The sequence below is a fragment of the Pseudomonas sp. TNT2022 ID642 genome, assembly GCF_028656995.1.
In the GTDB taxonomy this organism is placed as follows: domain Bacteria; phylum Pseudomonadota; class Gammaproteobacteria; order Pseudomonadales; family Pseudomonadaceae; genus Aquipseudomonas.
Genome location: NZ_JAMDGW010000015.1, coordinates 76620 through 99673, shown reverse-complemented (window position 1 = coordinate 99673; position 23054 = coordinate 76620). Strand labels below are relative to the sequence as shown.

Here is a 23054-nt window from a genome sequence, read left to right as displayed (position 1 = left end):
GAATGGACACTACGGATTTGCAACTCACGGATTACCTGCAGGCGCTCCAGGTGACGTTAAACAGTCATCAGGAGGGATGCCGTATCGTGATGCTGGAAGCGGGGTCGGATACCCAAGTGTTCGATCGGTTTATCGAACGGCAATTTCGGCTTCGGCTGCAGCATTACATGCTGACGTCCAGGGCGCGGATGCTCGAATCCCGACTGGCGACACGCTCGCGCAGTACCCACTTTCTGTTGTATCGGCACGATCAGTTGCAGGCAGTATTGAGGGCCACTCCGGCGCCGTTCGAGTGGGCATCGCTGGCGCAGCAACATGTTTCGCCTACAGTGGCGTTGTCACGCCATGTCGAACTCAGTCGCTTGATCTCGCACGTGCCCAGCCAACAGCCCATCGTCGTCAACAGTCTGCTGGCGGCCGCTGCCGAGTGGGCGATAAAACAGGGCTATGAAGGTGTCACAGCGTTGTGCAGGGCATCGCAGTTGCGCCTGTACCAGCGTTTCGGTCTGATGCCGGTCGCCTCCAATCCCATGCAGATTGAACAGCGCGCACGCGGTGATTACTGGGTGTTGTCAGCCGAGTGGCGGCAAATCCTCGCAGCGGTTCAACAGCCTGATCCCGCGCCTGTCGGTCATCGGGCGCAAAAACCGTTGGCGAGTCATCCATCGAGGTTTTGAATACGCTCTAAGCGTCCTGCCAGTCATGATTGTGAAACCCTGACTGGCAGGACGCCGGGAGGTATCAAGGCAGCAGAACGGTGGAGCCGGTGGTGCGTCGCGCCGAGAGTTCGGTTTGCGCCTTCGCCGCATCAGCCAGTGAATAACGCTGGCTGATGTCCACCTTCAGCTTGCCGCTGATGATCATCTCGAACAGTTCATCGGCCATCTGCTGCAGGTTCTCTGCACTGTTGGCGTAGGTCGCCAGCGTCGGTCGGGTCACGTACAGCGAACCCTTGGCGGAGAGAATCCCCAGATTCACGCCGTCCACCGCACCGGAGGCATTGCCGAAGCTCACGACCAGGCCGCGTGGGGACACGCTGTCGAGAGATGTCAGCCAAGTGTCCTTGCCGACGCCGTCATAAACCACCGGGACTTTCTTGCCATCGGTCAATTCCAGCACGCGCTGCGCAACGTTTTCGTGGCTGTAATCGATCGTCGCCCACGCGCCGTTGGCCTTTGCCAGTTCAGCTTTCTCTTTGGAACTGACGGTGCCGATCAGCTTCACGCCCAGTGCCTTGGCCCATTGGCAGGCCAGCGAACCGACACCCCCGGCAGCGGCATGAAACAGAATGGTTTCGCCACCCTTGAGCTCATAGGTCTGGCGCAGCAGGTATTGCACAGTCAGGCCTTTGAGCATGACCCCGGCAGCCGTTTCGAAACTGATTTCGTCGGGCAGGTGCACCAGATTGTCCTGGGGCAGCACATGCAATTCGCTGTAAGCGCCCAATGGGCCGCTGCCATAGGCGACGCGATCACCGACCTTGAACCGGGTGACGTCGCTGCCCACGGCATCGACAATGCCCGCGCCTTCCGCCCCCAGGCCGGACGGCAAGGCGGGCGGCGCATACAGACCGCTGCGGTAATAGGTATCGATGAAGTTCAGGCCGATGGCATTGTTGGCCACGCGCACCTGAGTCGGGCCGGGGGCGGCGGGTTGGTAGTCAACATATTCGAGCACTTCGGGGCCGCCGTGGGCGCGGAACTGGATACGCTTTGCCATCTGCCTGCTCTCCTTGGGTCTGTTCTAAGCCCCCTATCCAACTCCCATGCTTGATCTTCGTCAACTGCGGCGGGTCGTTGTGCGGTGGTATGCTACGCGCCCATTTGCGTCGCCCGCCTGCGGGGCGCCGCTCGATTCAAGGTGAAGCCATGACGACCCGCACCGACGCCGTAAAGGCCTATCTGCTCGATCTGCAAGACCGCATCTGTGCGGCTCTCGAAACCGAGGACGGCGGCACACGCTTCGTCGAAGACGCCTGGACCCGGCCCGCCGGCGGTGGCGGACGCACCCGCGTGATCGAGAACGGCACGTTGATCGAAAAGGGTGGCGTCAACTTTTCCCACGTGTTCGGCAGCGGCCTGCCGCCATCGGCCAGCGCCCATCGCCCGGAACTGGCCGGTCGCGGTTTTGAAGCCCTTGGCGTGTCGCTGGTGATCCATCCGCACAACCCGCATGTGCCAACGTCCCACGCCAACGTGCGCTTTTTCATCGCCGAGAAGGAAGGTGAAGAGCCGGTCTGGTGGTTCGGCGGCGGCTTCGACCTGACCCCGTATTACGGCAACGAAGAAGACTGCATCCACTGGCACCGCGTCGCCGAGCAGGCCTGTGCGCCGTTCGGGGCGGATGTCTACCCGCGCTATAAAGCCTGGTGCGACACCTACTTCCACATCAAGCATCGCCACGAACCGCGCGGCATCGGCGGTCTGTTCTTCGATGACCTGAACGAGTGGGACTTCGACACCAGCTTCGCCTTCATGCGCGCCATCGGCGACGCTTACATCGACGCCTACCTGCCGATCGTGCAGCGCCGTAAAAACGATGCCTTCACCGCGCAGCAGCGTGAATTCCAGGAATTCCGCCGTGGTCGTTACGTCGAGTTCAACCTGGTGTACGACCGTGGCACGCTGTTCGGTCTGCAATCGGGCGGGCGTACCGAGTCGATCCTGATGTCGCTGCCGCCGCAAGTGCGCTGGGGCTACGACTGGAAGGCCGAGCCTGGCAGCGAAGAGGCGCGTTTGACCGAGTACTTCCTGCAAGACCGCGACTGGCTAGGCGAAGCCTGAGGATTTTTGATGGATCGTTACGTCGTTTTCGGTAACCCGATCGGCCACAGCAAATCGCCGATGATTCACAAGCTGTTCGCTGCGCAGACCGGTCAGCAACTCGACTACAGCACCTTGCTGGCGCCGCTTGATGATTTCGCTGGCTGCGCCACGGCGTTTTTCCAGGAAGGTCGCGGTGCCAACGTTACCGTGCCGTTCAAGGAAGACGCTTACCGTTTGGCCAATAGCCTGACCGCGCGCGCGCAGCGTGCCGGTGCGGTGAACACCTTGAGCAAACTGGCTGACGGCTCTCTGCTCGGTGACAACACCGACGGCGCCGGGCTGGTGCGTGATCTGACGGTGAATGCCGGGTTCAGCCTGAACGGCAAACGTATCCTGCTGCTCGGTGCCGGTGGCGCGGTGCGCGGTGCGCTGGAGCCGTTGCTGGCAGAGCAACCGGCGTCGGTGATCATCGCCAATCGCACAGTGGACAAGGCTGAATTGCTGGCCGAGTTGTTCTGCGACCTCGGGCCGGTGTCGGCCAGTGGTTTCGACTGGTTGCGTGAACCGGTCGACGTGATCATCAACGCCACGTCGGCGAGTCTCACCGGCGATGTGCCGCCGATTGCGCCGAGCCTGATCGAGCCGGGTAAAACCCTGTGCTACGACATGATGTACGGCAAAGAGCCGACGGCGTTCTGCCGTTGGGCCAGTGAGCATGGCGCGGCAGTGTCGATGGATGGCTTGGGCATGCTCGCTGAACAGGCGGCCGAGGCGTTTTTCCTGTGGCGCGGTGTGCGCCCTGATACCGCACCGGTACTCGCCGAACTGCGCCGCCAACTGGCGCAATAAATTCCCATGTGAGAGCGAGCCTGCTCGCGAAAGCGGTCTGTCTGACACATCAATGTTGGATGTGCCGCAGTCTTCGCGAGCAGGCTCGCTCCCACAAGGATTACCTCGATCGCCAATCAATCCTCAAACCGGATCGGGCATTTCTCCGGCCCTTCAAGCTTGCGCAACTCCTCCACCACCTGCGGCCGCGCCCGGCGCAAGGTCAGGCTGCGATTCTGGCCCAGCAGGCGTCGCGCCTCCTGATGCAGCATCTCTACCCCTGAATAGTCGATGAAGTTGATCTGCTGCGCCTCGATCACCACCCGCGCGCCATGCATCCGTTGCAGACGCACTTGCAGGTAATGGCTGGCGCCGAAAAAGATCGAACCACCGACGCGCAAAACATCGTCCTCGCCATCTCGCCAATGCTGCACGCGCGGTTGCGAGGTGCGCTTGAGGTAGAAGAACAGCGAGGCCAGCACACCGGCATAAATCGCCGTCTGCAATTCCAGCAACAAGGTCGCCAGACAGGTCAGGGCCATGACCACGAACTCGGCACGACTGACCCGCAACAAGGCACGAATGCCGCGGTGATCCACCAGTCCCCAGGCAATCAGCAGAATGCTCCCGGCCATCGCCGGGATCGGAATGTGCGCGATCAGCCCGGCGCCGAATATCGCGAACAGCGCAACCCAGATCGCCGAAAACACCCCGGCCAGTGGCGAACAGGCGCCTGCCTCATAACTCAGTCCCGAGCGAGTAAACGAGCCTGCCGACAATGATCCGGAAAAAAACGCGCCGACAATATTCGATAGTCCCTGCGCGCGGACTTCCTGATTGGCATCGAGCAGCTGTTGCGACCGCGCCGAAATCGAGCGCGCAATCGACAGACTGGTGACCAGTCCAAGCATGCCTACCGCCACAGCGCTGGGCAGCAGGCGCAAGATCAAATCCAGATCCAGCGGCAACGCACTGAACGGCGGCAAACGCCCGACAAAGGCGCTGACCAGATGCACGTGGCCGAACATCGCCGGCCACAGCCACACCAGCAGACTGGCCAGCACCAGCGTGATCAGCAGCGTCGGCCAGCGTGGCAGCCATTGTTTGAGCAGTAGACCGACGACCACCGTGGCCAAACCCAATACCAGCGAAGGTTTATCCACAGTCCGCAGGTGGTGCAGCAGATCCATCAGACTCGCCAGCGCCGTGGCTTTGGCCGGCAGCTCGAGTCCTAAAAGATTAGGCAACTGCCCGATGGCAATCACCACTGCCGCACCGAGGGTGAACCCCAGCACCACCGAATGCGAAACGAAGTTCACCAGCGCACCGAAGCGCAGCAAGCCAAGCAGCCACTGGAAAAGCCCGGCGAGGAAGGTCAGCAGCAGGATCAGCGTGATGTAGTCCTGCGATGCTGGTACGGCCAAAGGGCTGACGCTGGCGTACAGCACGATCGAAATCGCCGCGGTCGGGCCACAGATCAAATGCCATGACGAGCCCCACAGGCAGGCAATCAGCACCGGGATGATTGCGGCATAGAGGCCGTATTCAGGTGGGAGACCGGCGATCAGCGCGTAGGCAATCGACTGGGGTAACGCGAGAATTGCGCCGCTGAGGCCGACGATCAGATCCCGTCCGACGCTTGCGCGGGTTTGCCGCGGTAGCCAGGTGAGGAAGGGCAAGAGAGAGTGGCGGCTGGGGAAGGCCATGGGTCCTCGCGGTTGGGGTTTTGTTCAAGGTTATCAGGGTGTCAGGGGAAAGGCCCCTCACCCTAGCCCTCTCCCAGAGGGAGAGGGGACTGACCGAGGTGTCTGTCAGAGATTCATCAACATGCGATTTCAAAGTTGAGCGCAAGTTTTGAATGCAACAAATATCGGCTCCCTTTCCCCCTCGCCCCCTCTGGGGGAGAGGGCTGGGGTGAGGGGGCAAAAATCTCAAGCAGTGCACAATTCCAGCAATCCCACGATCAGAGCTTGGCTTTGACCGCCGCCAACGCATCCTTGCCATCTACGGTCTTCACCCCATCCAGCCACTTGTCCAACACCGCCGGATTCGCCTTGATCCACGCCTTCGCCGCCTCGGCATTGCTGACCTTCTTGTTCACCACTTCGGCCATGATGCTGTTCTCCATCTCCTGCGTGAACGACAGATTGGTCAGCAATTTACCCACATTCGGACAGGCCTCGGCGTAGCCCTTGCGCGTCAACGTAAACACGCTGCCGGTATCGCCAAAGTACTTCTCGCCACCTTTCAGGTAATGCATCTTCAACTGCACGTTCATCGGGTGCGGGGTCCAGCCGAGGAAGGTGACGAATTTCTGCTTCTTCACCGCTCGGGATACTTCAGCCAGCATTGCCTGTTCACTGGACTCGATCAGCTTCCACTGGCCCATGTCGAAGTCGTTCTTTTTGATGATCTCCTGCAGCGAGATGTTTGCCGGCGCGCCCGAGCCGATGCCGTAGATCTTGCGCTCAAATTTGTCCGCGTATTTGTTCAGGTCGGCAAAGTTATGCACACCCGCGTCCCACACGTAGTCCGGCACGGCGAGGGTGAATTCGGTGCCGTCGAGGTTCTTCGCCAATTGCGTGACGTCACCGGTGGCGACGAATTTGTCGTAGAAGCCCTGCTGCGCCGGCATCCAGTTGCCGAGGAACACATCCACCTGGCCATCCTTCAACCCGCCAAAGGTGATTGGCACCGCGAGTGTGTCGACCTTGGCCTTGTAGCCCATGCCGTCCAGCAGAAACCCGGTGATCGCATTGGTCGCGGCAATGTCGCTCCAGCCCGGGTCGGCCATTTTCACCGTGTCGCAGCTTTGCTCGGCGAACGCCGAAGCACTGCTTAGCGCGAGCAGGCCAACCGTCACTACTGTGGATAACTTACGCATGGACTTCCCCTTAACATTATTGGTTTTGGCAGGGTTGTGGATAACGTGCTTTGCGCTCCAGATCATCGAGGTCGATGTGGTTGCGCATGTACTGCTGACTGGCGTCCACCAGTGGCTGGTGATCCCAGCTCTTCAGCTTGCCGATGGTCAGCGCGTCGGCAACAAAACGCCGCCGGCGCTGGCTGGCGAGGACTTCCCGGTGAATCGCCGGAATGTCCCACTTGGCCCGCGCTTCGGCGAGAAAATCGTCGAAAATCTGGCGATGCTGCGGCGATTGGCTGAGTTCTTCCAGTTCGCGCGGATCGTTGTCTACGTCGAAGAGCAGGCAAGGGTCGCTTTCACTGTAGATAAATTTGTAGGCACCGCGACGGATCATCATCAACGGGCTGACGGTGCCCTCGGCCATGTATTCGCCGAACACTTCGTCATGGCCGCCCTGCCCTTGCAGGTGAGAAACCAGTGAGCGGCCGTCCAGCGGCAAACCCGGCTCCAGCCTGCCGCCGGCCAGTTCAACGAAGGTTGGCAGCAGGTCGGCGGTCGACACGGCTGCGCTGACGCGGCCTGACTCGAACTGCCCCGGGGCACTTATCAACAGGGGCACACGGGCTGCCATTTCGTACCAGTGCATTTTGTACCAGAGGCCTTTCTCGCCGAGCATGTCGCCATGGTCGCCGGAGAACACGATGATGGTGTCGTCTATCAACCCGGTTTCTTCGAGGGTTTGCAGAAGTTTGCCGACGTTGGCGTCGATATAGCTGCATGCACCGAAGTACGCCCGGCGTGCGTCGCGGATCTTATCCACAGGCAAAGGCTTGTCCCACAGGTCGTAAACCTTGAGCAGACGTTGCGAGTGCGGATCGAGTTCGTGTTGATCCGGCGCTGTAGGCAACGGGATATCAGCATCGTCATACAAATCCCAGAATGCTTTGGGAATGGTGTACGGGTCGTGTGGATGAGTCATTGATACGGTCAGGCAGAACGGCTGATCGCCCTCCTCGCGAATGTGATCGAACAGGTATTGCTGCGCTTTGAACACCACCTCTTCGTCGAAATCCAGTTGGTTGGTGCGCACGCAGGGCCCGGCCTGCAGCACCGAAGACATGTTGTGATACCAACTCGGCCGCACATCCGGCTCATCCCAGTTCACCGCCCAACCGTAATCGGCCGGGTAGATATCGCTGGTCAGACGTTCTTCGTAGCCGTGCAATTGATCGGGGCCACAGAAATGCATCTTGCCCGACAGCGCTGTGCGGTAACCGAGGCGGCGCAGGTAATGGGCGTAAGTCGGCACATCGGCAGGGAAATCAGCGGCGTTGTCATAAGCGCCGATCTTGCTCGGCAACTGGCCACTGACCAGGGTAAAACGCGACGGCGCGCACAACGGGCTGTTGCAGTAAGCGGCGTCGAACACCACGCCTTGGGCGGCGAGGCGGGAAAGATTCGGCAGTTTGATCGGCGAAGGGCCGTAGAACGGCAACATTGGCGCGGCCATCTGATCGGCCATGATGAAAAGAATATTCTTGCGCTTCATGTGATCGCGGCATTCCATAGTGAATATTTATGCGACATTGCTGCGATCGAGCATGGAGTCCATGCTGTATCCGGTAAAGCCCGCGCCGGACAATGACTAGGATAAGCACCGCTTATGTATGAAGCCTTGGGTGATCTGTCGCTCGACCTGCTCCGCGCGTTCGAAGCGGCGGCTCGGCAGCGCAGTTTTACTGCGGCCGCGGTTGAGCTTGGCACCACGCAACCGGCGATCAGCCAGCAGATCAAACGGCTGGAAGAACAGCTCGGCACGCGGCTGTTTGACCGAATCTACCGAGGCATCGAACTGACGGAAGTCGGGGTGATCCTGTTCGAGCAAGTTGCCCTGGGTTTGCAGAATATCGACGCAGGATTGAGTGCGATCAGCGCACAACAGCAGCATGAGGTGCTGCAGGTCGCTACCGATTTCGCCTTCGCCGCGTATTGGCTGATGCCGCGCCTGCATCGCTTTCATGAAGCGAATCCGCACGTCGACGTCAGCCTCGTCACCAGCGAACGCAACCACAACATGCTGCGCACCGACATCGACGTGGCGATCCTGTTTGGCGATGGGCGTTTTAAACAGGGCGAAAGCCATTGGCTGTTCAGCGAAGAAGTATTCCCGGTGTGCAGTCCGCAGTTGCTCAAGGATCGCGCCCTGCCCCTGCCTGCTCAGGCGTTACTGGAGTTTCCGTTGTTGCACCTGCGCGGGGAAAACAGCAGCAACTGGTTTGACTGGAGTGGTCTGTTCCGTGAACTCGGTATCAATACACCGCCGGCGCCGGGGCAATTGCGCTTCGACAATTACACGCTGTTGATTCAAGCGGCGATTGGCGGCCAAGGCGTGGCCATTGGCTGGCGGCACCTTGTGGATAACTTGCTCACGCAGGGTTTGTTATGCCGGCCGATTGCTGAAACGACCCTGTCGCGGTTGGGTTATTACGTGGTGCTGCCGCAGCGCAAACGGCGAGGGGCGTTGATTCAACAGTTTGTCGATTGGTTGATGGTGGAGCAGGCGAGTAGCGCTGAGTCGCTTAATGGACTCGCACTGCCTTCTATCGCGGTTTGAAAGTCAAAAGATCGCAGCCTGCGGCAGCTCCTACATCTGGAACGCGGTCCCCTGTAGGAGCTGCCGAAGGCTGCGATCTTTTACGAACCTGCAGCCGCCACAAAATTTACATGTTCACCCACATGTAAATTCAGCCTCAGCTCATCGGCAATCCCCACCGCTACGCGATTCAAGCGCTCCAGGGGTTCGGCCAGACCCGGTTCGAGATTGCCGCCAACCTGACTGAAATGCTCAATGGTCAGCCCGGCCACGCCGTGCGGCGCATTCACCAGCGTCCAGTGCAGCGGGCTGCTTTGCACGGCTTCGAGAATTTCTTCGGCGGCATGGCGTTGCAGGCGATCATCGACATCCGGCTCATCGAGCACGGCAAAATCCCCCACCAGAAACAGCCGCGAAACATTGGCCGCTTGCAGGCCATCGACCAACGCGTCGACGGCCAACACCTGTTCGACCGGGCCTAGCACGACCGAGCGTTCCACATGATCGCTGCTGAACGGCAAGCCCGGCGCATCCAGTAAGCAGATGACCGCCGAGCTGCCCGCCACACTCTGATTGACCCGCTCCAGATCGAACAGATCACCCGTTTTGGTGCGCAAGCCCGGACGCGGCGCAAGCGCTGTCAGATCGTCGAGAATGGCGATGACTTCATGCTGACGGCGCAGCAATTCAGCCATCAACGCGCAGCCCAGGCTACTCATGGCACCATAGAGCACCACTTTTACCGCCGGGGTTTCGGCATTTTTCATGGCTGATCCCTTTTGTTATCCCTTGTATGGCGTGTGACATACGGGCAACGCCGAGGGTTCGAACCGATTCAGAGGCTTTCAGATGCAAGCGATCAAGGGTTACCACGCCCACGTCTATTTCGACGCCGACACCATCGATCAGGCGCGCGCGTTGTGTGAGCAAGCCGCGCAGTTGTTTCCATTGAAAATGGGCCGCGTCCACGAACGCCCGGTCGGCCCGCATCCGGACTGGAGCTGCCAATTGGCCTTCGGCCCGGAGCTGATCGCCGATGTACTGCCGTGGCTGGCGCTCAATCGCCAAGGCCTGGTGGTATTCCTGCACCCGGACACCGGCAATGATTTGCTCGACCACACTGAGCATGCGATCTGGATGGGGGCGATCAGGCCGCTGAATCTGTCTGTTTTCTGATCACAGCGTTTCTTCGGCTTCGCCCGGCAGATGCTCGTCCAGGTGCAGCCAGGGCAATTGGCTGTCCGTCCAGATGTGTCGCTCGGCGGGTGCCTGCTCTGGGTGATCAAGTGTGGCGATGGTCACGTCGATGCTTTCAGGACTGAGCAACGTCACCAGCGCCAGTTGCGCGCCGCACTGCGGGCAAAAGAACCGCGCACAACTGGCGGACGAGTCGTAACGCGACGGCGTACCGGCCAGCCATTGGAAATTTGCCGCCGGCACGGTGATCCAGGTTGTGACAATCCCACCGCTGACCTTGCGGCAAATCGAACAATGGCAATGGGCGATATCCTGCAACGCCCCGCTGAACTGATAACGAATGTGTCCGCAATGGCAGCCGCCGCTGTGCAATTCGCTCATGTCGAACGCCCTCCTTCCCGTGTTTATTGACTCTGGTTCGCATCCGACGACCGGTTGACCGTTCACCCAAAGCTTTCTTCAGCGAAAGGTAGCTGAAAGCTTCCGCGATTAGCATCGCCTCCACTTCCGGCAACAGACCGGTTGGCCAACGCGTGTGATACCTCGCACGAACGGCCCAATTAACAACAACAATGGTGATTCTGATGTCCTCTGTAACCCGCCTCCTCGCTTCAACTCCGCCCGTACGTCTCGTGCTTCCCGTTCTGCGCTGATCGGCCCGATCCGCTCATTTAACTAGCCGCGCTACGCCTGGAGTATTCCCATGCTGACTTTCCTTGGCTTCGCCATGGTCATCACGTTCATGTTCCTGATCATGACCAAGCGCCTGTCCGCGCTGATCGCGCTGATCATTATTCCGATCCTGTTTGCGCTGTTCGGTGGCTTTGCACCGAAGATCGGCCCGATGATGCTCGAAGGCATCACCAAGCTGGCGCCGACTGGCGTGATGCTGATGTTCGCCATTCTCTACTTCGCGCTGATGATCGACTCCGGCCTGTTCGACCCGGCCGTGCGCAAGATCCTCAAACTGGTCAAGGGCGACCCACTGAAGGTGTCGGTCGGCACCGCCGTGCTGGCGCTGGTGGTGTCCCTCGACGGTGACGGCGCGACTACCTACATGATCTGCGTGGCCGCGATGCTGCCGCTGTACAGCCGCATCGGCATGAGCCCGCGGATCATGGCCGGTCTGATCATCCTTGCCGGTGGTGTGATGAACATGACCCCGTGGGGCGGCCCGACTGCCCGTGCCGCCAGTGCGCTGCATGTCGACCCGTCGGACATCTTCGTGCCGATGATTCCGGCGATGGCGGCTGGTGTTCTGGCGATCCTGGTCATCGCCTACTTTTACGGTAAGCGTGAGCGTGCACGTCTCGGTGAGCTGCATCTGGTTGGCGATGATGTCGATCACAGCGAAATCAGCGTCTCGCAATTCCCCGACGCACGCCGTCCAAAACTGATCTGGTTCAACGGTGCGCTGACCTTCGGCCTGATGTGCACGCTGATCGCCGGCCTGCTGCCATTGCCGGTGTTGTTCATGGTCGCGTTCAGTATTGCCATGATCGTCAACTACCCTTGCCTGCAGATGCAGAAGGATCGCGTTGCGGCTCACGCCGGTAGCGTGCTGGCAGTGGTCGGGCTGATCTTTGCGGCGGGTATCTTCACCGGTATCCTGAGCGGCACTGGCATGGTCGATGCGATGTCGAAGAGCCTGTTGGCAGTGATTCCGGATTTCCTCGGCCCGTATCTGGCCGTGATCACGGCGCTGGTGAGCATGCCGTTCACTTTCTTCATGTCCAACGATGCGTTCTACTATGGCGTGTTGCCGGTGTTGGCCGAGGCCGCCAGTCACTACGGGATCACCGCAGTGGAAATGGCCCGTGCCTCGATCGTCGGTCAGCCCGTCCACTTGCTGAGCCCGTTGGTGCCATCGACGTATCTGTTGGTAGCCCTGGCCGGCATTGATTTTGGTGACCACCAGCGTTTCACCCTGAAATGGGCGATCCTGGTATGTATCTGCATTCTGATTGCTGCACTGCTGTTGGGGACTTTCCCGATGTTCAGCACTCTATAAGCCCAAGACTCACCGTTTCGGGTCCTGGCTTCGCGGTTTGAAGCCCGGACCTTTTTCGGTTTAACAATCGCTCAAAGGAATACACATGGAATGGCTGACCAACCCCGAAATCTGGGTTGCCTTCTTCACCCTGACCGCCCTGGAAATCGTCCTCGGCATCGATAACATCATCATGATTTCGATCCTGGTCAGCCGCATGCCGAAACACATGCAGCAGCGCACCCGGATCTTCGGTCTTGGCCTGGCCATGATCACCCGCATCCTGTTGCTGCTGTCGATCACCTGGGTCATGCGCCTCACCGCCGACCTGTTCGAAGTGTTCGGTCAGGGCATTTCCGGCCGTGACCTGATTCTGTTCTTCGGTGGTCTGTTCCTGCTGTGGAAGAGCTCGCAAGAGATGTACCACGCGCTGGAAGGCGAAGACGAAAGCGACGAAACCCCGGGTGGCAAGGGCGGCAACTTCCTCTACACCATCATCCAGATTGCGATCATCGACATCGTCTTCTCGCTGGATTCGGTGATCACTGCCGTCGGCATGGTTTCTCATGTGCCGGTGATGGTCGCGGCGATTGTCGTGGCAGTGCTGGTGATGATGCTGGCCTCGGGCAAGATCAGCGAGTTCATCGACAAGCACCCGTCGCTGAAAATGCTGGCGCTGTCGTTCCTGCTGGTGGTCGGTACCGTGCTGATTGCCGAGTCGTTCGACGTGCATGTACCGAAAGGCTACGTCTACTTCGCCATGGCGTTCTCGCTGGCGGTGGAAGCGATCAACATCAAGCTGCGCGGCGCGATGGCCAAGAAGAGACAGCAGCAAGATCCGGTGAAACTGCGCAAGGACATCCCGGGCCAGTAATCTGCTAGTCCGGCAATACGCAGTACCCCCTGTGGGAGCGAGCCTGCTCGCGAAGACGGAGTGTCAGTCGACTGAAAAGTTGGCTGATCCACCCCTTTCGCTAGCAGGCTCGCTCCCACAGTTGTTTGTGCAACATTCAGTCACTGCGGACCTTGTGGGAGCTGGCTTGCCAGCGATAGCGGAGTGTCAGGCGACATCAATGTTGGTTGTGCCGACGCCATCGCTGGCAAGCCAGCTCCCACAGGAGACGGCGTTGATTTAAAGGGAGTGTATGAAGCGCTTTTCATGACACTTTTGTTTCAATCGGCACTTTAGCTGTGCAATGCTGGCGCCCAGACCGTTAGCCAACTACAGCTTAAGTATCAAAAACGTAGAAACCGCGCGGTACCGTCCACTTGCCCCTCTGGGGCGCTGCTACTACAGGGGGTCTGCATGCTCACCCTGCTCAATCTGCTTTCCGCCGTGGCCCTGCTGATCTGGGGCACGCACATCGTCCGAACCGGCATTCTGCGGGTGTACGGCACCAACTTGCGGCATGTGATCGGCCAGAACATGTCCAAGCGCTGGCTGGCCTTCGTCGCTGGCATTGTCGTGACCGCGATGGTGCAGAGCAGCAACGCCACCGCCATGCTCGTGACGTCTTTCGTCGGTCAGGGTTTGATGGCGCTGACCCCGGCGCTGGCGACCATGCTCGGTGCCGACGTCGGTACCGCGCTGATGGCGCGGGTGCTGACGTTCGACCTGTCGTGGCTGTCGCCGCTGCTGATTTTCCTTGGGGTGATTTTCTTTCTGTCGCGCAAACAGACGCGCCTTGGGCAGATGGGCCGGGTGTCCATCGGGCTGGGGCTGATTATTCTCGCGCTGCAATTGATCGTTGAGGCCGCCGCACCGATCACCCATGCGCAAGGCGTGAAGGTGATTTTCGCCTCGCTGACTGGCGATATCCTCCTCGACGCCTTGGTCGGCGCGTTGTTCGCGATGATTTCCTACTCCAGTCTCGCCGCCGTACTGCTCACCGCGACCCTGGCCGGCGCCAGTGTGATCAGCCTGCCGGTGGCGATCGGTCTAGTGATTGGCGCCAACATCGGCAGCGGCATTCTCGCCTTCATGAGCACCAGCATGCAGAACGCCGCCGGCCGGCAAGTGGCGCTGGGCAGTCTGTTGTACAAACTGATCGGTCTGCTGTTGATCATTCCGGTGCTCGACCCGCTGGTGCACTGGATCGACAGCCTCGATTTCAGCCCGCAGGAAATGGTCATCGGCTTTCATCTGCTCTACAACACTGCGCGTTGCCTGATTCTGCTGCCGTCGGTAGGGCCGATGGCGCGACTCTGCGCGTGGCTGCTGCCGGAGCGCCCCGAGGTCAACGGCACCGCCAAGCCGCGTCACCTCGACGCCACCGCACTGGTCACACCGAGTCTGGCGCTGGCCAACGCCGCGCGGGAAACCCTGCGCATGGGCGATTTGCTGGAGAACATGCTCGACGCCACCCTCGATGTGTTGCGCGGCAAGCAGACCGCTGTTACCCAGGAAATACGTCGGCTGACCGATGACATCGAATCCTTGTATAGCGCGATCAAACTCTATCTGGCGCAGATGCCCCGCGAAGACCTCGGCGAGCAGGACAGTCGACGCTGGGCCGAGATCATCGAGCTTTCAATCAACCTGAAACTGGCCAGCGACCTGATCGAACGCATGCTGCGCAAGATCCAGCAGCAGAAGACCTCGCAGCGCCGCTCGTTTTCTGAAGAAGGTCTGGAAGATCTCGCCGGACTGCAGCAGCAACTGATTTCCAACCTGCGTTTGGGCCTTTCGGTGTTCCTCAGTGGTGACCGCGAAAGTGCCCGGCAGTTGTTGCGCGAGAAGCGCCGCTTTCGCGCGCAGGAGCGCCGTCTGGCCCATGCGCATGTCAGCCGTTTGCAACGCAAGATCGTGCAGAGTATCGAGACCAGTTCGCTGCACCTGGAGTTGATTGCCGACATGAAACGCTTGAATTCGCTGTTTTGCGGCAGTGCTTATGTGGTGCTGGAAACGGCGGATACCGGGGCGCTGGCGGCGGATGATATTGCCGACATTACGCATTCGCCTTGAACGACTGGGGTTAAGGTCAGTCAGTAACACAGAGTTCAGCCTCAAGGGCCTCATCGCTGGCAAGCCAGCTCCCACAGGGTTTTGTGAACGCCGCAAATCCTTGTGGGAGCTGGCTTGCCAGCGATGGGGCCCTGACTGACGACACGGATCTCCAAATCAGCCGTACGGAAGCCTGTTATGCGTTGCCTGTTGTTCGCCTGTCTGTTGCTCGGTTCCCTGCCCTCATTCGCCCTGGATCGTTTTCAGGTCGAAGGCTATGCGCTGCCCAACGGTTTGCAGTTGCTGCTCAAGCCCGGCACCGAGCGCGGGCATGTGGCGATCCGGCTGGTGGTCGGCGTCGGCCTCGATGATTTCGACTGCGATGACAAAGAGCTGCCACACTTGCTCGAGCACTTGTTGTTCAGCGGCATCGATGCCACTGGCGAAGGGGGTCTGGAAGAACGCATGCAGGCGCTGGGTGGTGACTGGAATGCGTTCACCAGCAACGCCGACACCACGTTTGTCATCGAGGCCCCGGCGAAAAACCAGCGCAAAGTGCTCGACCTGCTGCTCGCTCTGCTTACGCAAACGCGCATTGACGACAACGCGATCAACGCCGCCAAACGTGTGGTCGAGCGCGAGGACGGCGGCCACTACACACGCCTGCAACGCTTTCTCGATCGTCAGGATCTCGGCCACACCGCGAGCAATCAGCTCGCCGTCGAACTGGGCCTGAAATGCCCGCAACGGGCCGAAGTCGGCCATCTGACTCAGGAACAACTGGAGAAGGTGCGCAAGGCCTGGTACGCGCCGAACAACATGACCCTGATCGTCGTTGGCGAACTCGACAAACTGCTGCCGGCCTATCTGGAACGCACTTGGGGCGCCCTCGAAGCGGTCGATCCGAGCGAGCACCGCCCGCTGCCGGACATCCGTACCAGCGCCGCCCATGAACGCACCCTCACCCGTGGCTTTATCGGCGACAGCGCCAAGCTGCACTGGCTGGTGCCGGAGCCGGTGATCGATGATCAGTACGACCAGACCTTCGACATTCTCAAGGATTACCTCGACTGGGCGCTGTACCGACAGATCCGCCTCAACCACGGTTTGTCCTACGGGCCGTGGGCTGAGCGTGAAGTATTTGGCGGCGTCGGCTTCATGAGCCTGAATGCCGACCTCGATCGCGATGATGTCGACGAGGCCATTCAGGTGATGGAAGACCTCAAGGCTGATCTGCTGAAAAACGGCCTCGACCCGGACACCTTTGCGCGGATCAAACAAGCCTCGATCGCCCATCAGGCCTGGGCGGTCCAGGGCAACAGCGCGATGGCGGATTACTACTGGAGCGCCCTCGGTGATTACCAGGACGGCCGTTTTGCCAACCCCGCGCGCGAGCTGCAAGGAGTGACCCTGGAAGCGGCGAACAAGGCCATGCGTGAGTTGCTGTTGCAACCGGGGTATTTGCGGATCGAGAAGCCGTTGATCAGTGATGATCAGCTGTTGTGGTTGAGTGCGGGTGGGTTGGGTCTGGTGTTGTTGATCCTGATCGGCTGGCGTTTGCACCGCAAGCGGGGTTGAAGATCAAAAGATCGCAGCCTGCGGCAGCTCCTACAGGGGATTGCGTTCCAAATGTAGGAGCTGCCGCAGGCTGCGATCTTTTGAGGCCCTGAAATGCACCGAATAAGTGACCGGCAGCCTCGCCACAACGCCCGGCGGGCGCTACTCTGTCGAGGTTTTTTCCCCTCAAGTCGTGAACTGCCCAAATGCCAAAAATACAGCTCCTGATCCAGCGCATCCTCGAACTGATGAAGCGCTATCCCGGGGTTATTGCGCTCGGCGGTTTCATTTCCGGGGTCGGCAGTTTCATCATGGTCGATCGTCAGCAAGGGCTGGCGAGCTGGATCACCGTGATCATGCTGCTCAGCTGGATCTGGCTGATGCTGGAAAACACCCTGACCGGCCTCTTCACCCGCGTATTCAAACGCGAGATTCCCCAGCCACTGCTGCGTTACGCGACGCAGATGATCCATCAGGAAAGCCTGTTTTTCGTCCTGCCGTTCTTTTTCATCACCACGACGTGGAATAGCGGACAGCTGTTTTTCACCGGCCTGCTCAGCGTCGCCGCGTTGATCTCGATCGTCGATCCGCTCTATTACAAATGGCTGGCGCCACGGCGCTGGGCGTTTCTCGCACTGCACACCCTGACCCTGTTCGCCGCCCTGCTCACCGCGTTGCCGGTGATCATGCACCTGACCACCGCGCAAAGCTTCAAGTGGGCGCTTGGCATTGCCGTGCTGTTGTCGTTCCCGAGTCTGGCGTCGATCTTCCCGATCCGCACGGTGCGCAATGCCCTGGCGATCTTGTGCATCACCGTCGGCATCGGTGGCGTTGGTTGGGCGCTGCGTTCGTGGGTGCCGCCGGCGACGCTGTGGATGACGGATGTGGCGATCAGCACGCAAATGCAGGATCGCACCCCCGGCGCCAGCCTCGACACGGTCAGCGCCGAGCAGATTCGTGGCGATGGCCTGTATGCCTACACCGCGATCAATGCGCCGCGCGGGCTGGATGAGCGGATTTATCACGTTTGGCAATTCAACGGCAAAGAGGTCGACCGCATCGCCCTCGATATCCACGGCGGGCGTAAGGAAGGCTACCGGGCGTGGACGCACAAGCAGAACTTCCCCGGTAACCCGGCGGGCAAATGGCAGGTGCGCGTGCTGACCGAGGATGGCCAGGTGATTGGCGTACTGCGCTTCGAAGTCACGGACAGCACAGCGATCAAAGAAAAGTAATCCGGTTCGTGCTATTACGTTAGTTCGCATAAAGGCCGAACAAGCACGGAGCTTATGACCAGCAGCTCGATCAGCGGTAATGCCCAACTGGACACGTCGATAACCCCTGCTCGTCTGCGGGTCACGGGGGACTGGACGCTTGCCCATTACGCCGAGCTCAAGCAACTGAGCGAAAAGCTCCACGGCCAGTACGATGGCAACACCCCGATCGACCTCAACAGCCTCGGCGCTCTCGACACTGCTGGCGCTTCGTTGCTGGTCGAACTGCTCGGCTCCGAACGCCTGGGCCAATCCGCCGAACACCCCGATTGCACCCTGACCTCCGCCGACCGCGCGCTGCTGCAAACCGTGTACTGCTCGATGACCGATTTCTGCGTGCCGATCAAGGAACCGGAAATCAGCGTCAGTGTGCAATTGCTCACGCGCATCGGTCGCGCCGTCGACACCGTCTGGCAAGACACCCTGCAATTGCTCGGCTTCGTCGGCCTGATCATGGAAACCATCGCGCGCAGCCTGTTCCGGCCCAAGCGCTGGCGGATCACGCCGATGATCGCGCACATCGAACAGACCGGCCTCGACGCCGCGCCGATCGTGGCCTTGCTGACCTTTCTGGTCGGCGCGGTGGTGGCGTTTCTCGGCGCCACGGTGCTGGCCAGTTTCGGCGCGACGATTTTTACCGTGGACCTGGTCGGGTTCTCGTTCCTGCGCGAGTTCGGCGTACTGCTCACAGCGATCCTGATGGCCGGGCGCACCGCCAGTGCCTTCACCGCACAGATCGGCTCGATGAAGGCCAACGAAGAAATCGATGCGATCCGCACCCTCGGCCTCGACCCGATGGAGCTGCTGGTGGTGCCGCGCGTGCTGGCGATGCTGGTGGCGTTGCCGATGCTGACCTTCCTGGCGATGCTCTGCGGGATTATCGGCGGCGGCGTGGTCTGCGCAGTGTCGCTGGATATCTCACCGGCGATGTTCCTGACGCTCCTGCAGTCGGACATCGGCGTTCAGCACTTTCTGGTCGGCTTGGTGAAGGCACCGATCTTCGCCTTCATCATTGCCGCGATTGGCTGTCTGGAAGGCTTCAAGGTCAGCGGCAGTGCCGAATCGGTCGGCGCCCACACCACGTCCGCCGTGGTGCAGTCGATTTTCGTGGTGATCGTGCTCGACGCGGTGGCCGCGCTGTTCTTCATGGAGATGGGCTGGTGAGTCGTCTACCCCGTGCGCCCTCGGAGGCGGTGATCGAAGTCCGTGGCCTGTGCAATCGCTTCGGCAGCCAGAGCGTGCACGAGAACCTCGATCTGGATTTGTACAAAGGCGAAATCCTCGCCGTGGTCGGTGGCTCCGGCAGTGGCAAATCGGTGCTGTTGCGCAGTATCGTCGGCCTGCGCCGGCCCAGCGAAGGTATGGTCAAAGTGTTCGGCAAGAACCTGCCGAGCCTGTCCGAGCATGAGCGTTCGCTGGTCGAGCGGCGTTTTGGCGTGCTGTTCCAGAAAGGCGCGCTGTTCTCCTCGCTGACCGTCACCGAAAACGTCGCCCTGCCCCTCATCGAACACGCCGGCTTGAGCCGCAACGACGCCGAGCACCTGGCGGCGGTGAAGCTGGCGCTGGCCGGTCTGCCGTTGTCGGCGGCGGACAAATACCCGGCGTCGCTGTCCGGCGGCATGATCAAGCGCGCCGCGCTGGCCCGGGCGCTGGCGCTGGATCCGGACATCCTGTTTCTCGATGAACCCACCGCCGGCCTCGATCCGATTGGCGCGGCGCAATTCGATCAATTGATCCTGACCCTGCGCGATGCGCTCGGCCTTAGCGTGTTTCTGGTGACCCACGACCTCGACACGCTCTACACCATTACTGACCGCGTGGCGGTGCTGGCGCAGAAAAAGGTCTTGGTCGCAGGGCCTATCGACGTCGTCTCGGAAACCGATGACGCGTGGATTCACGAATACTTCCACGGCCCGCGCGGCCGCTCGGCGCTGGACGCCGCCAAATTGCTCAACGAGGTCTGACATGGAAACCCGAGCGCATCATGTGTTGATCGGCCTGTTCACCGTGATCGTGGTGGCAGGCGCCCTGCTCTTCGGTCTGTTCCTGGCCAAGTCCAGTGTCGACACCGAGTTCAAGGATTACGAGATTGTCTTCAGCGAGGCGGTCAGTGGCTTGTCCAAGGGCAGCCCGGTGCAGTACAGCGGGATCAAGGTCGGCGATGTGATCAACCTGCGCCTCGATCCAAAAGACCCACGACGGGTGCTGGCGCGGATTCGTCTGGCCGGTGACACCCCGGTCAAGGAAGACACTCAGGCCAAACTGGCGCTGGCCGGGATCACCGGCACTTCGATCATCCAGCTCAGCGGTGGTACGCCCGAGAGCCCGAAACTGACCGGCCATGACGGCAAACTGCCGCTGATTGTCGCCTCGCCCTCGCCTATTTCGCGTTTGCTCAATGACTCCAACGATTTGATGACCGGCATCACTGCGTTGCTGCAGAACGCCAATCAGATGTTCTCTGCCGAGAATGTCGAGCGCGTCAGCAAGACCCTCGCGCATCTGGAGCAAACCACCGGCACCATCAACGATCAGCGCGGTGACATCAAGCAAGCCATGCAGCAACTGGCGACCGTCGGTAAACAGGCCGGCAGCATGCTCGAACAGACGTCGCTGCTGATGCGCAACGCCAACGGTTTGATCAACGATCAGGGCAAACAGGCGCTGGGCAGCGCGGAGCAAGCGATGAAGTCGCTGGAACAAAGCACGACCACCATCAGCACCTTGCTCAGCAAAAACGAAAACTCCCTCGACAACGGCATGCAGGGTCTCAATGGCCTGGCCCCGGCGATCCGCGAACTGCGTGAGACGCTGACCTCGCTGCGCGCTATTTCCCAACGCCTTGAGGCCAACCCCAGCGGCTATCTGCTGGGCCGTGACAAGAACAAGGAATTCACGCCATGAAGCTGACTCGACTCGCCCTCTTCGCTGCCGGTTTTGCCTTGATCAGCGCCTGCTCGATTCTGCCTAAGTCCGAGCCGTCGGATGTCTATCGCCTGCCGACTGCCCAGGCGCCCGCCTCGACCATTTCACCGGCAACTCAGTCCTGGTCGCTGCGGCTGAACAAGCTGCAGGCCAGTGAAGCGTTGAACCGGCCGACGATTGCGGTGATTCCGCAGGGTGACGTGATCAGCAGCTACAAGGGTTCGCGCTGGAGCGATCCGGCAACGGTACTGGTGCGTAATCGTTTGCTCGACGGCTTTGCGCGTGATGGTCGGGTGACGCTACTCAGTACCGATGACAGCAACTTTGCTGCGGATCTGGAATTGGGTGGGAGTTTGCAAGCGTTTCAGACCGAGTATCAGGGCGCGCAGGCCAGCGTCGTGGTGCGGGTTGATGCGTTGCTCGTGCGCGGTTATGACCAGCGGATTCTGGCCAGTCGCCGCTTTGAAGAGCGCCAGCCGTTGAGCGATGTGCAGGTGCCAGCGGTGGTCGCCGGGTTTGGTCAGGCCAGTGATCGCCTGACCGCCAAAGTCGTCGCCTGGGCCGTCGACCAAGGCCAAACGCTCGCCCCCCAAAGACCTTAAGCCCCAACACCAATCCCTGTGGGAGCGAGCCTGCTCGCGAAGGCGTCGTGTCAGACACATCAACGTGAATGACACACCGCTTTCGCGAGCAGGCTCGCTCCCACATTGGATATTTGTTTAGCCGAAGAACCAGTAGCAGACGAAGATCGCACCCACGACACCGGCAAACTCCGCCAACAACGCACACCCCACCGCATGCCGCGCCCGCTGAATCCCCACCGCGCCGAAATACACCGCCAGCACATAAAACGTGGTCTCGGTACTGCCCTGAATCGTCGCCGCGACCAGCGCCGGGAAGCTGTCGACGCCCGAAGTCTTCATCGTCTCGATCAACATCGCCCGCGCTGCACTGCCGGAAAACGGTTTGACCATCGCCGTCGGCAACGCATCGACAAACCGCGTGTCCCAGCCAGCCCACTCGATCAGATGACGAATGCCATCCAGACCGAAGTCCAGCGCCCCCGATGCGCGCAGTACGCCCACCGCACAGAGCATCGCCACCAGATACGGCAGCAGGTTCTTCGCGACGTCGAAGCCTTCCTTCGCGCCTTCAACGAACGCTTCGTAAACCTTCACTTTCCTTAAAGCGCCGATGATCAGAAACAGCATGATCAACCCGAACAGCGTGAGATTGCCGAGAATCGACGACAATCCCGCCAATGCCGTTGCCGAAAGAGTACCCAACAGCGCCATGAAGCCACCGAGAATCAGCGCACCGGGGATCAGATACGCCAACACCACCGGATCCCAGATCCGCAGCCGTTGCATGAACGCTACCGAGAGGAAGCCGACAATCGTCGAGCAACTGGTCGCCAGCAGGATCGGCAGGAACACCAGCGTCGGATCCGGCGCGCCTTGCTGGGCGCGGTACATGAAGATTGTCACCGGCAGCAGGGTCAGGGAGGAGGCGTTGAGCACCAGGAAGAGGATTTGCGCGTTACTGGCGATGGTGGCGCTGGGATTGAGCTCTTGCAGCGCCTTCATGGCTTTCAGGCCGATGGGCGTCGCGGCATTGTCGAGGCCCAGACCGTTGGCAGCGAAGTTCAGGGTGATCAGGCCGAGGGCAGGGTGACCGGGCGGGACTTCCGGCATCAGCCGCAGAAACAGCGGGCCGAGCACCTTGGCCAGCCATTCGACGATCCCGGCCTTCTCGGCAATGCGCAGGAAGCCCAGCCACAGGGTGAGGGTGCCGAACAGCAGCACCATGACTTCGACCGAGAGCTTGGCCATGGCGAAAATGCTTTCCACCATCGCCGCAAAGATCCCGGCGTTGCCGCCGATCAGCCACTGCGCCAGCGCCGACACGGCTGCCACGATGAAGAAGCCAAGCCACAGGCCATTAAGCATCAGTCAAATCCCCCGAAGAATGCGGCGAATGATAGCGGGGTCGCCAGAAACGACAAACCCCGGATTTCTCCGGGGTTTGTGTGTACCTGCTGCCACCCCATTTACCGGGTTGACCTCAATCTCCTGTAGGAGCTGCCGAAGGCTGCGATCTTTTGATTTTGTTTTT

General features: G+C 60.4%; 21 protein-coding genes. 14 read left to right on the top strand and 7 right to left on the bottom strand.

Translation table 11 applies throughout. The features are described 5' to 3' along the window. The first annotated feature begins 2 nt into the window (after nucleotides 1-2). Nucleotides 3-677 (top strand): hypothetical protein, encoded by a 675-nt coding sequence (locus tag M5G26_RS15615; RefSeq protein ID WP_273915888.1) that lies wholly within the window; start codon nucleotides 3-5, stop codon nucleotides 675-677. A gap of 64 nt (nucleotides 678-741) precedes the next feature. On the opposite strand, the gene M5G26_RS15610 is transcribed toward M5G26_RS15615, so the two are convergent. Continuing rightward, nucleotides 742-1719: an NADPH:quinone reductase gene (locus M5G26_RS15610; protein ID WP_273915887.1), complete on the bottom strand. Its 978-nt coding sequence runs from the start codon at nucleotides 1717-1719 to the stop codon at nucleotides 742-744. A 149-nt stretch (nucleotides 1720-1868) separates the two neighbouring features. Between M5G26_RS15610 and hemF the strand changes: the two genes are divergently transcribed. Next, nucleotides 1869-2783: an oxygen-dependent coproporphyrinogen oxidase gene (hemF, locus tag M5G26_RS15605; RefSeq protein ID WP_150694357.1), complete on the top strand. Its 915-nt coding sequence runs from the start codon at nucleotides 1869-1871 to the stop codon at nucleotides 2781-2783. A 9-nt stretch (nucleotides 2784-2792) separates the two neighbouring features. Next, nucleotides 2793-3614 (top strand): shikimate dehydrogenase, encoded by an 822-nt coding sequence (gene aroE / locus M5G26_RS15600; protein ID WP_273915886.1) that lies wholly within the window; start codon nucleotides 2793-2795, stop codon nucleotides 3612-3614. Between the two features lie 116 nt (nucleotides 3615-3730). Here aroE and M5G26_RS15595 read toward each other — a convergent pair whose 3' ends face one another. The 3 genes from M5G26_RS15595 to betC form a co-directional block, all read right to left on the bottom strand. Further along, the gene (locus M5G26_RS15595) at nucleotides 3731-5299 is read right to left on the bottom strand and encodes a SulP family inorganic anion transporter (protein WP_273915885.1); all 1569 of its coding nucleotides are present in this window, start codon (nucleotides 5297-5299) and stop codon (nucleotides 3731-3733) included. 257 nt (nucleotides 5300-5556) lie between these two features. Further along, nucleotides 5557-6477 (bottom strand): choline ABC transporter substrate-binding protein, encoded by a 921-nt coding sequence (gene choX, locus M5G26_RS15590; protein ID WP_105704764.1) that lies wholly within the window; start codon nucleotides 6475-6477, stop codon nucleotides 5557-5559. 16 nt (nucleotides 6478-6493) lie between these two features. Continuing rightward, a complete protein-coding gene (gene betC, locus M5G26_RS15585; protein ID WP_273915884.1) occupies nucleotides 6494-8008 on the bottom strand; it encodes a choline-sulfatase in 1515 nt (504 codons plus the stop codon). Between the two features lie 114 nt (nucleotides 8009-8122). Here betC and M5G26_RS15580 point away from each other — a divergent pair, with 114 nt between their 5' ends. Next, the gene (locus M5G26_RS15580) at nucleotides 8123-9073 is read left to right on the top strand and encodes a choline sulfate utilization transcriptional regulator (protein ID WP_273915883.1); all 951 of its coding nucleotides are present in this window, start codon (nucleotides 8123-8125) and stop codon (nucleotides 9071-9073) included. A gap of 80 nt (nucleotides 9074-9153) precedes the next feature. Here M5G26_RS15580 and M5G26_RS15575 read toward each other — a convergent pair whose 3' ends face one another. Further along, the gene (locus M5G26_RS15575; RefSeq protein WP_273915882.1) at nucleotides 9154-9819 is read right to left on the bottom strand and encodes an NAD(P)-dependent oxidoreductase; all 666 of its coding nucleotides are present in this window, start codon (nucleotides 9817-9819) and stop codon (nucleotides 9154-9156) included. 82 nt (nucleotides 9820-9901) lie between these two features. Between M5G26_RS15575 and M5G26_RS15570 the strand changes: the two genes are divergently transcribed. Then, the gene (locus tag M5G26_RS15570) at nucleotides 9902-10228 is read left to right on the top strand and encodes a DOPA 4,5-dioxygenase family protein (RefSeq protein WP_134176523.1); all 327 of its coding nucleotides are present in this window, start codon (nucleotides 9902-9904) and stop codon (nucleotides 10226-10228) included. On the opposite strand, the gene M5G26_RS15565 is transcribed toward M5G26_RS15570, so the two are convergent. After that, nucleotides 10229-10630, bottom strand: a complete 402-nt coding sequence (locus tag M5G26_RS15565) for a GFA family protein (protein WP_150694364.1) — start codon at nucleotides 10628-10630, stop codon at nucleotides 10229-10231. It lies immediately after the preceding gene. 322 nt (nucleotides 10631-10952) lie between these two features. On the opposite strand from M5G26_RS15565, the gene M5G26_RS15560 reads away from it, so the two are divergent. From M5G26_RS15560 to M5G26_RS15520, 9 genes are all read left to right on the top strand, one after another. Continuing rightward, nucleotides 10953-12260 carry a CitMHS family transporter gene (locus M5G26_RS15560; protein WP_122842098.1) on the top strand — a complete coding sequence of 436 codons (1308 nt, stop codon included), beginning with the start codon at nucleotides 10953-10955 and terminating at the stop codon, nucleotides 12258-12260. A gap of 85 nt (nucleotides 12261-12345) precedes the next feature. Continuing rightward, nucleotides 12346-13113 carry a TerC family protein gene (locus tag M5G26_RS15555; RefSeq protein WP_007911817.1) on the top strand — a complete coding sequence of 256 codons (768 nt, stop codon included), beginning with the start codon at nucleotides 12346-12348 and terminating at the stop codon, nucleotides 13111-13113. A gap of 432 nt (nucleotides 13114-13545) precedes the next feature. After that, entirely contained in the window at nucleotides 13546-15204 is a 1659-nt protein-coding gene (locus M5G26_RS15550; RefSeq protein ID WP_122596873.1) for a Na/Pi cotransporter family protein, read from the top strand. Nucleotides 15205-15381: 177 nt separating this feature from the next. Then, nucleotides 15382-16761: a M16 family metallopeptidase gene (locus M5G26_RS15545; protein ID WP_273915881.1), complete on the top strand. Its 1380-nt coding sequence runs from the start codon at nucleotides 15382-15384 to the stop codon at nucleotides 16759-16761. Nucleotides 16762-16946: 185 nt separating this feature from the next. Next, nucleotides 16947-17975: a DUF5924 family protein gene (locus tag M5G26_RS15540; RefSeq protein ID WP_016986428.1), complete on the top strand. Its 1029-nt coding sequence runs from the start codon at nucleotides 16947-16949 to the stop codon at nucleotides 17973-17975. 54 nt (nucleotides 17976-18029) lie between these two features. Further along, nucleotides 18030-19178 carry an ABC transporter permease gene (locus M5G26_RS15535; RefSeq protein ID WP_038364956.1) on the top strand — a complete coding sequence of 383 codons (1149 nt, stop codon included), beginning with the start codon at nucleotides 18030-18032 and terminating at the stop codon, nucleotides 19176-19178. Continuing rightward, on the top strand, nucleotides 19175-19978 hold the full coding sequence (locus tag M5G26_RS15530; RefSeq protein ID WP_007911797.1) for an ABC transporter ATP-binding protein: 804 nt from the start codon (nucleotides 19175-19177) through the stop codon (nucleotides 19976-19978). The genes M5G26_RS15535 and M5G26_RS15530 overlap by 4 nt, the downstream gene beginning before the upstream one ends. A 1-nt stretch (nucleotide 19979) precedes the next feature. Further along, nucleotides 19980-20918 carry an MlaD family protein gene (locus M5G26_RS15525; protein ID WP_038364971.1) on the top strand — a complete coding sequence of 313 codons (939 nt, stop codon included), beginning with the start codon at nucleotides 19980-19982 and terminating at the stop codon, nucleotides 20916-20918. Continuing rightward, complete coding sequence (locus tag M5G26_RS15520) at nucleotides 20915-21541, top strand: ABC-type transport auxiliary lipoprotein family protein (RefSeq protein WP_273915880.1); 627 nt, start codon at nucleotides 20915-20917, stop codon at nucleotides 21539-21541. The genes M5G26_RS15525 and M5G26_RS15520 overlap by 4 nt, the downstream gene beginning before the upstream one ends. Nucleotides 21542-21658: 117 nt before the next feature. Here M5G26_RS15520 and M5G26_RS15515 read toward each other — a convergent pair whose 3' ends face one another. Then, the gene (locus tag M5G26_RS15515; protein ID WP_273915879.1) at nucleotides 21659-22888 is read right to left on the bottom strand and encodes a nucleoside recognition domain-containing protein; all 1230 of its coding nucleotides are present in this window, start codon (nucleotides 22886-22888) and stop codon (nucleotides 21659-21661) included. Nucleotides 22889-23054: the final 166 nt, after the last annotated feature.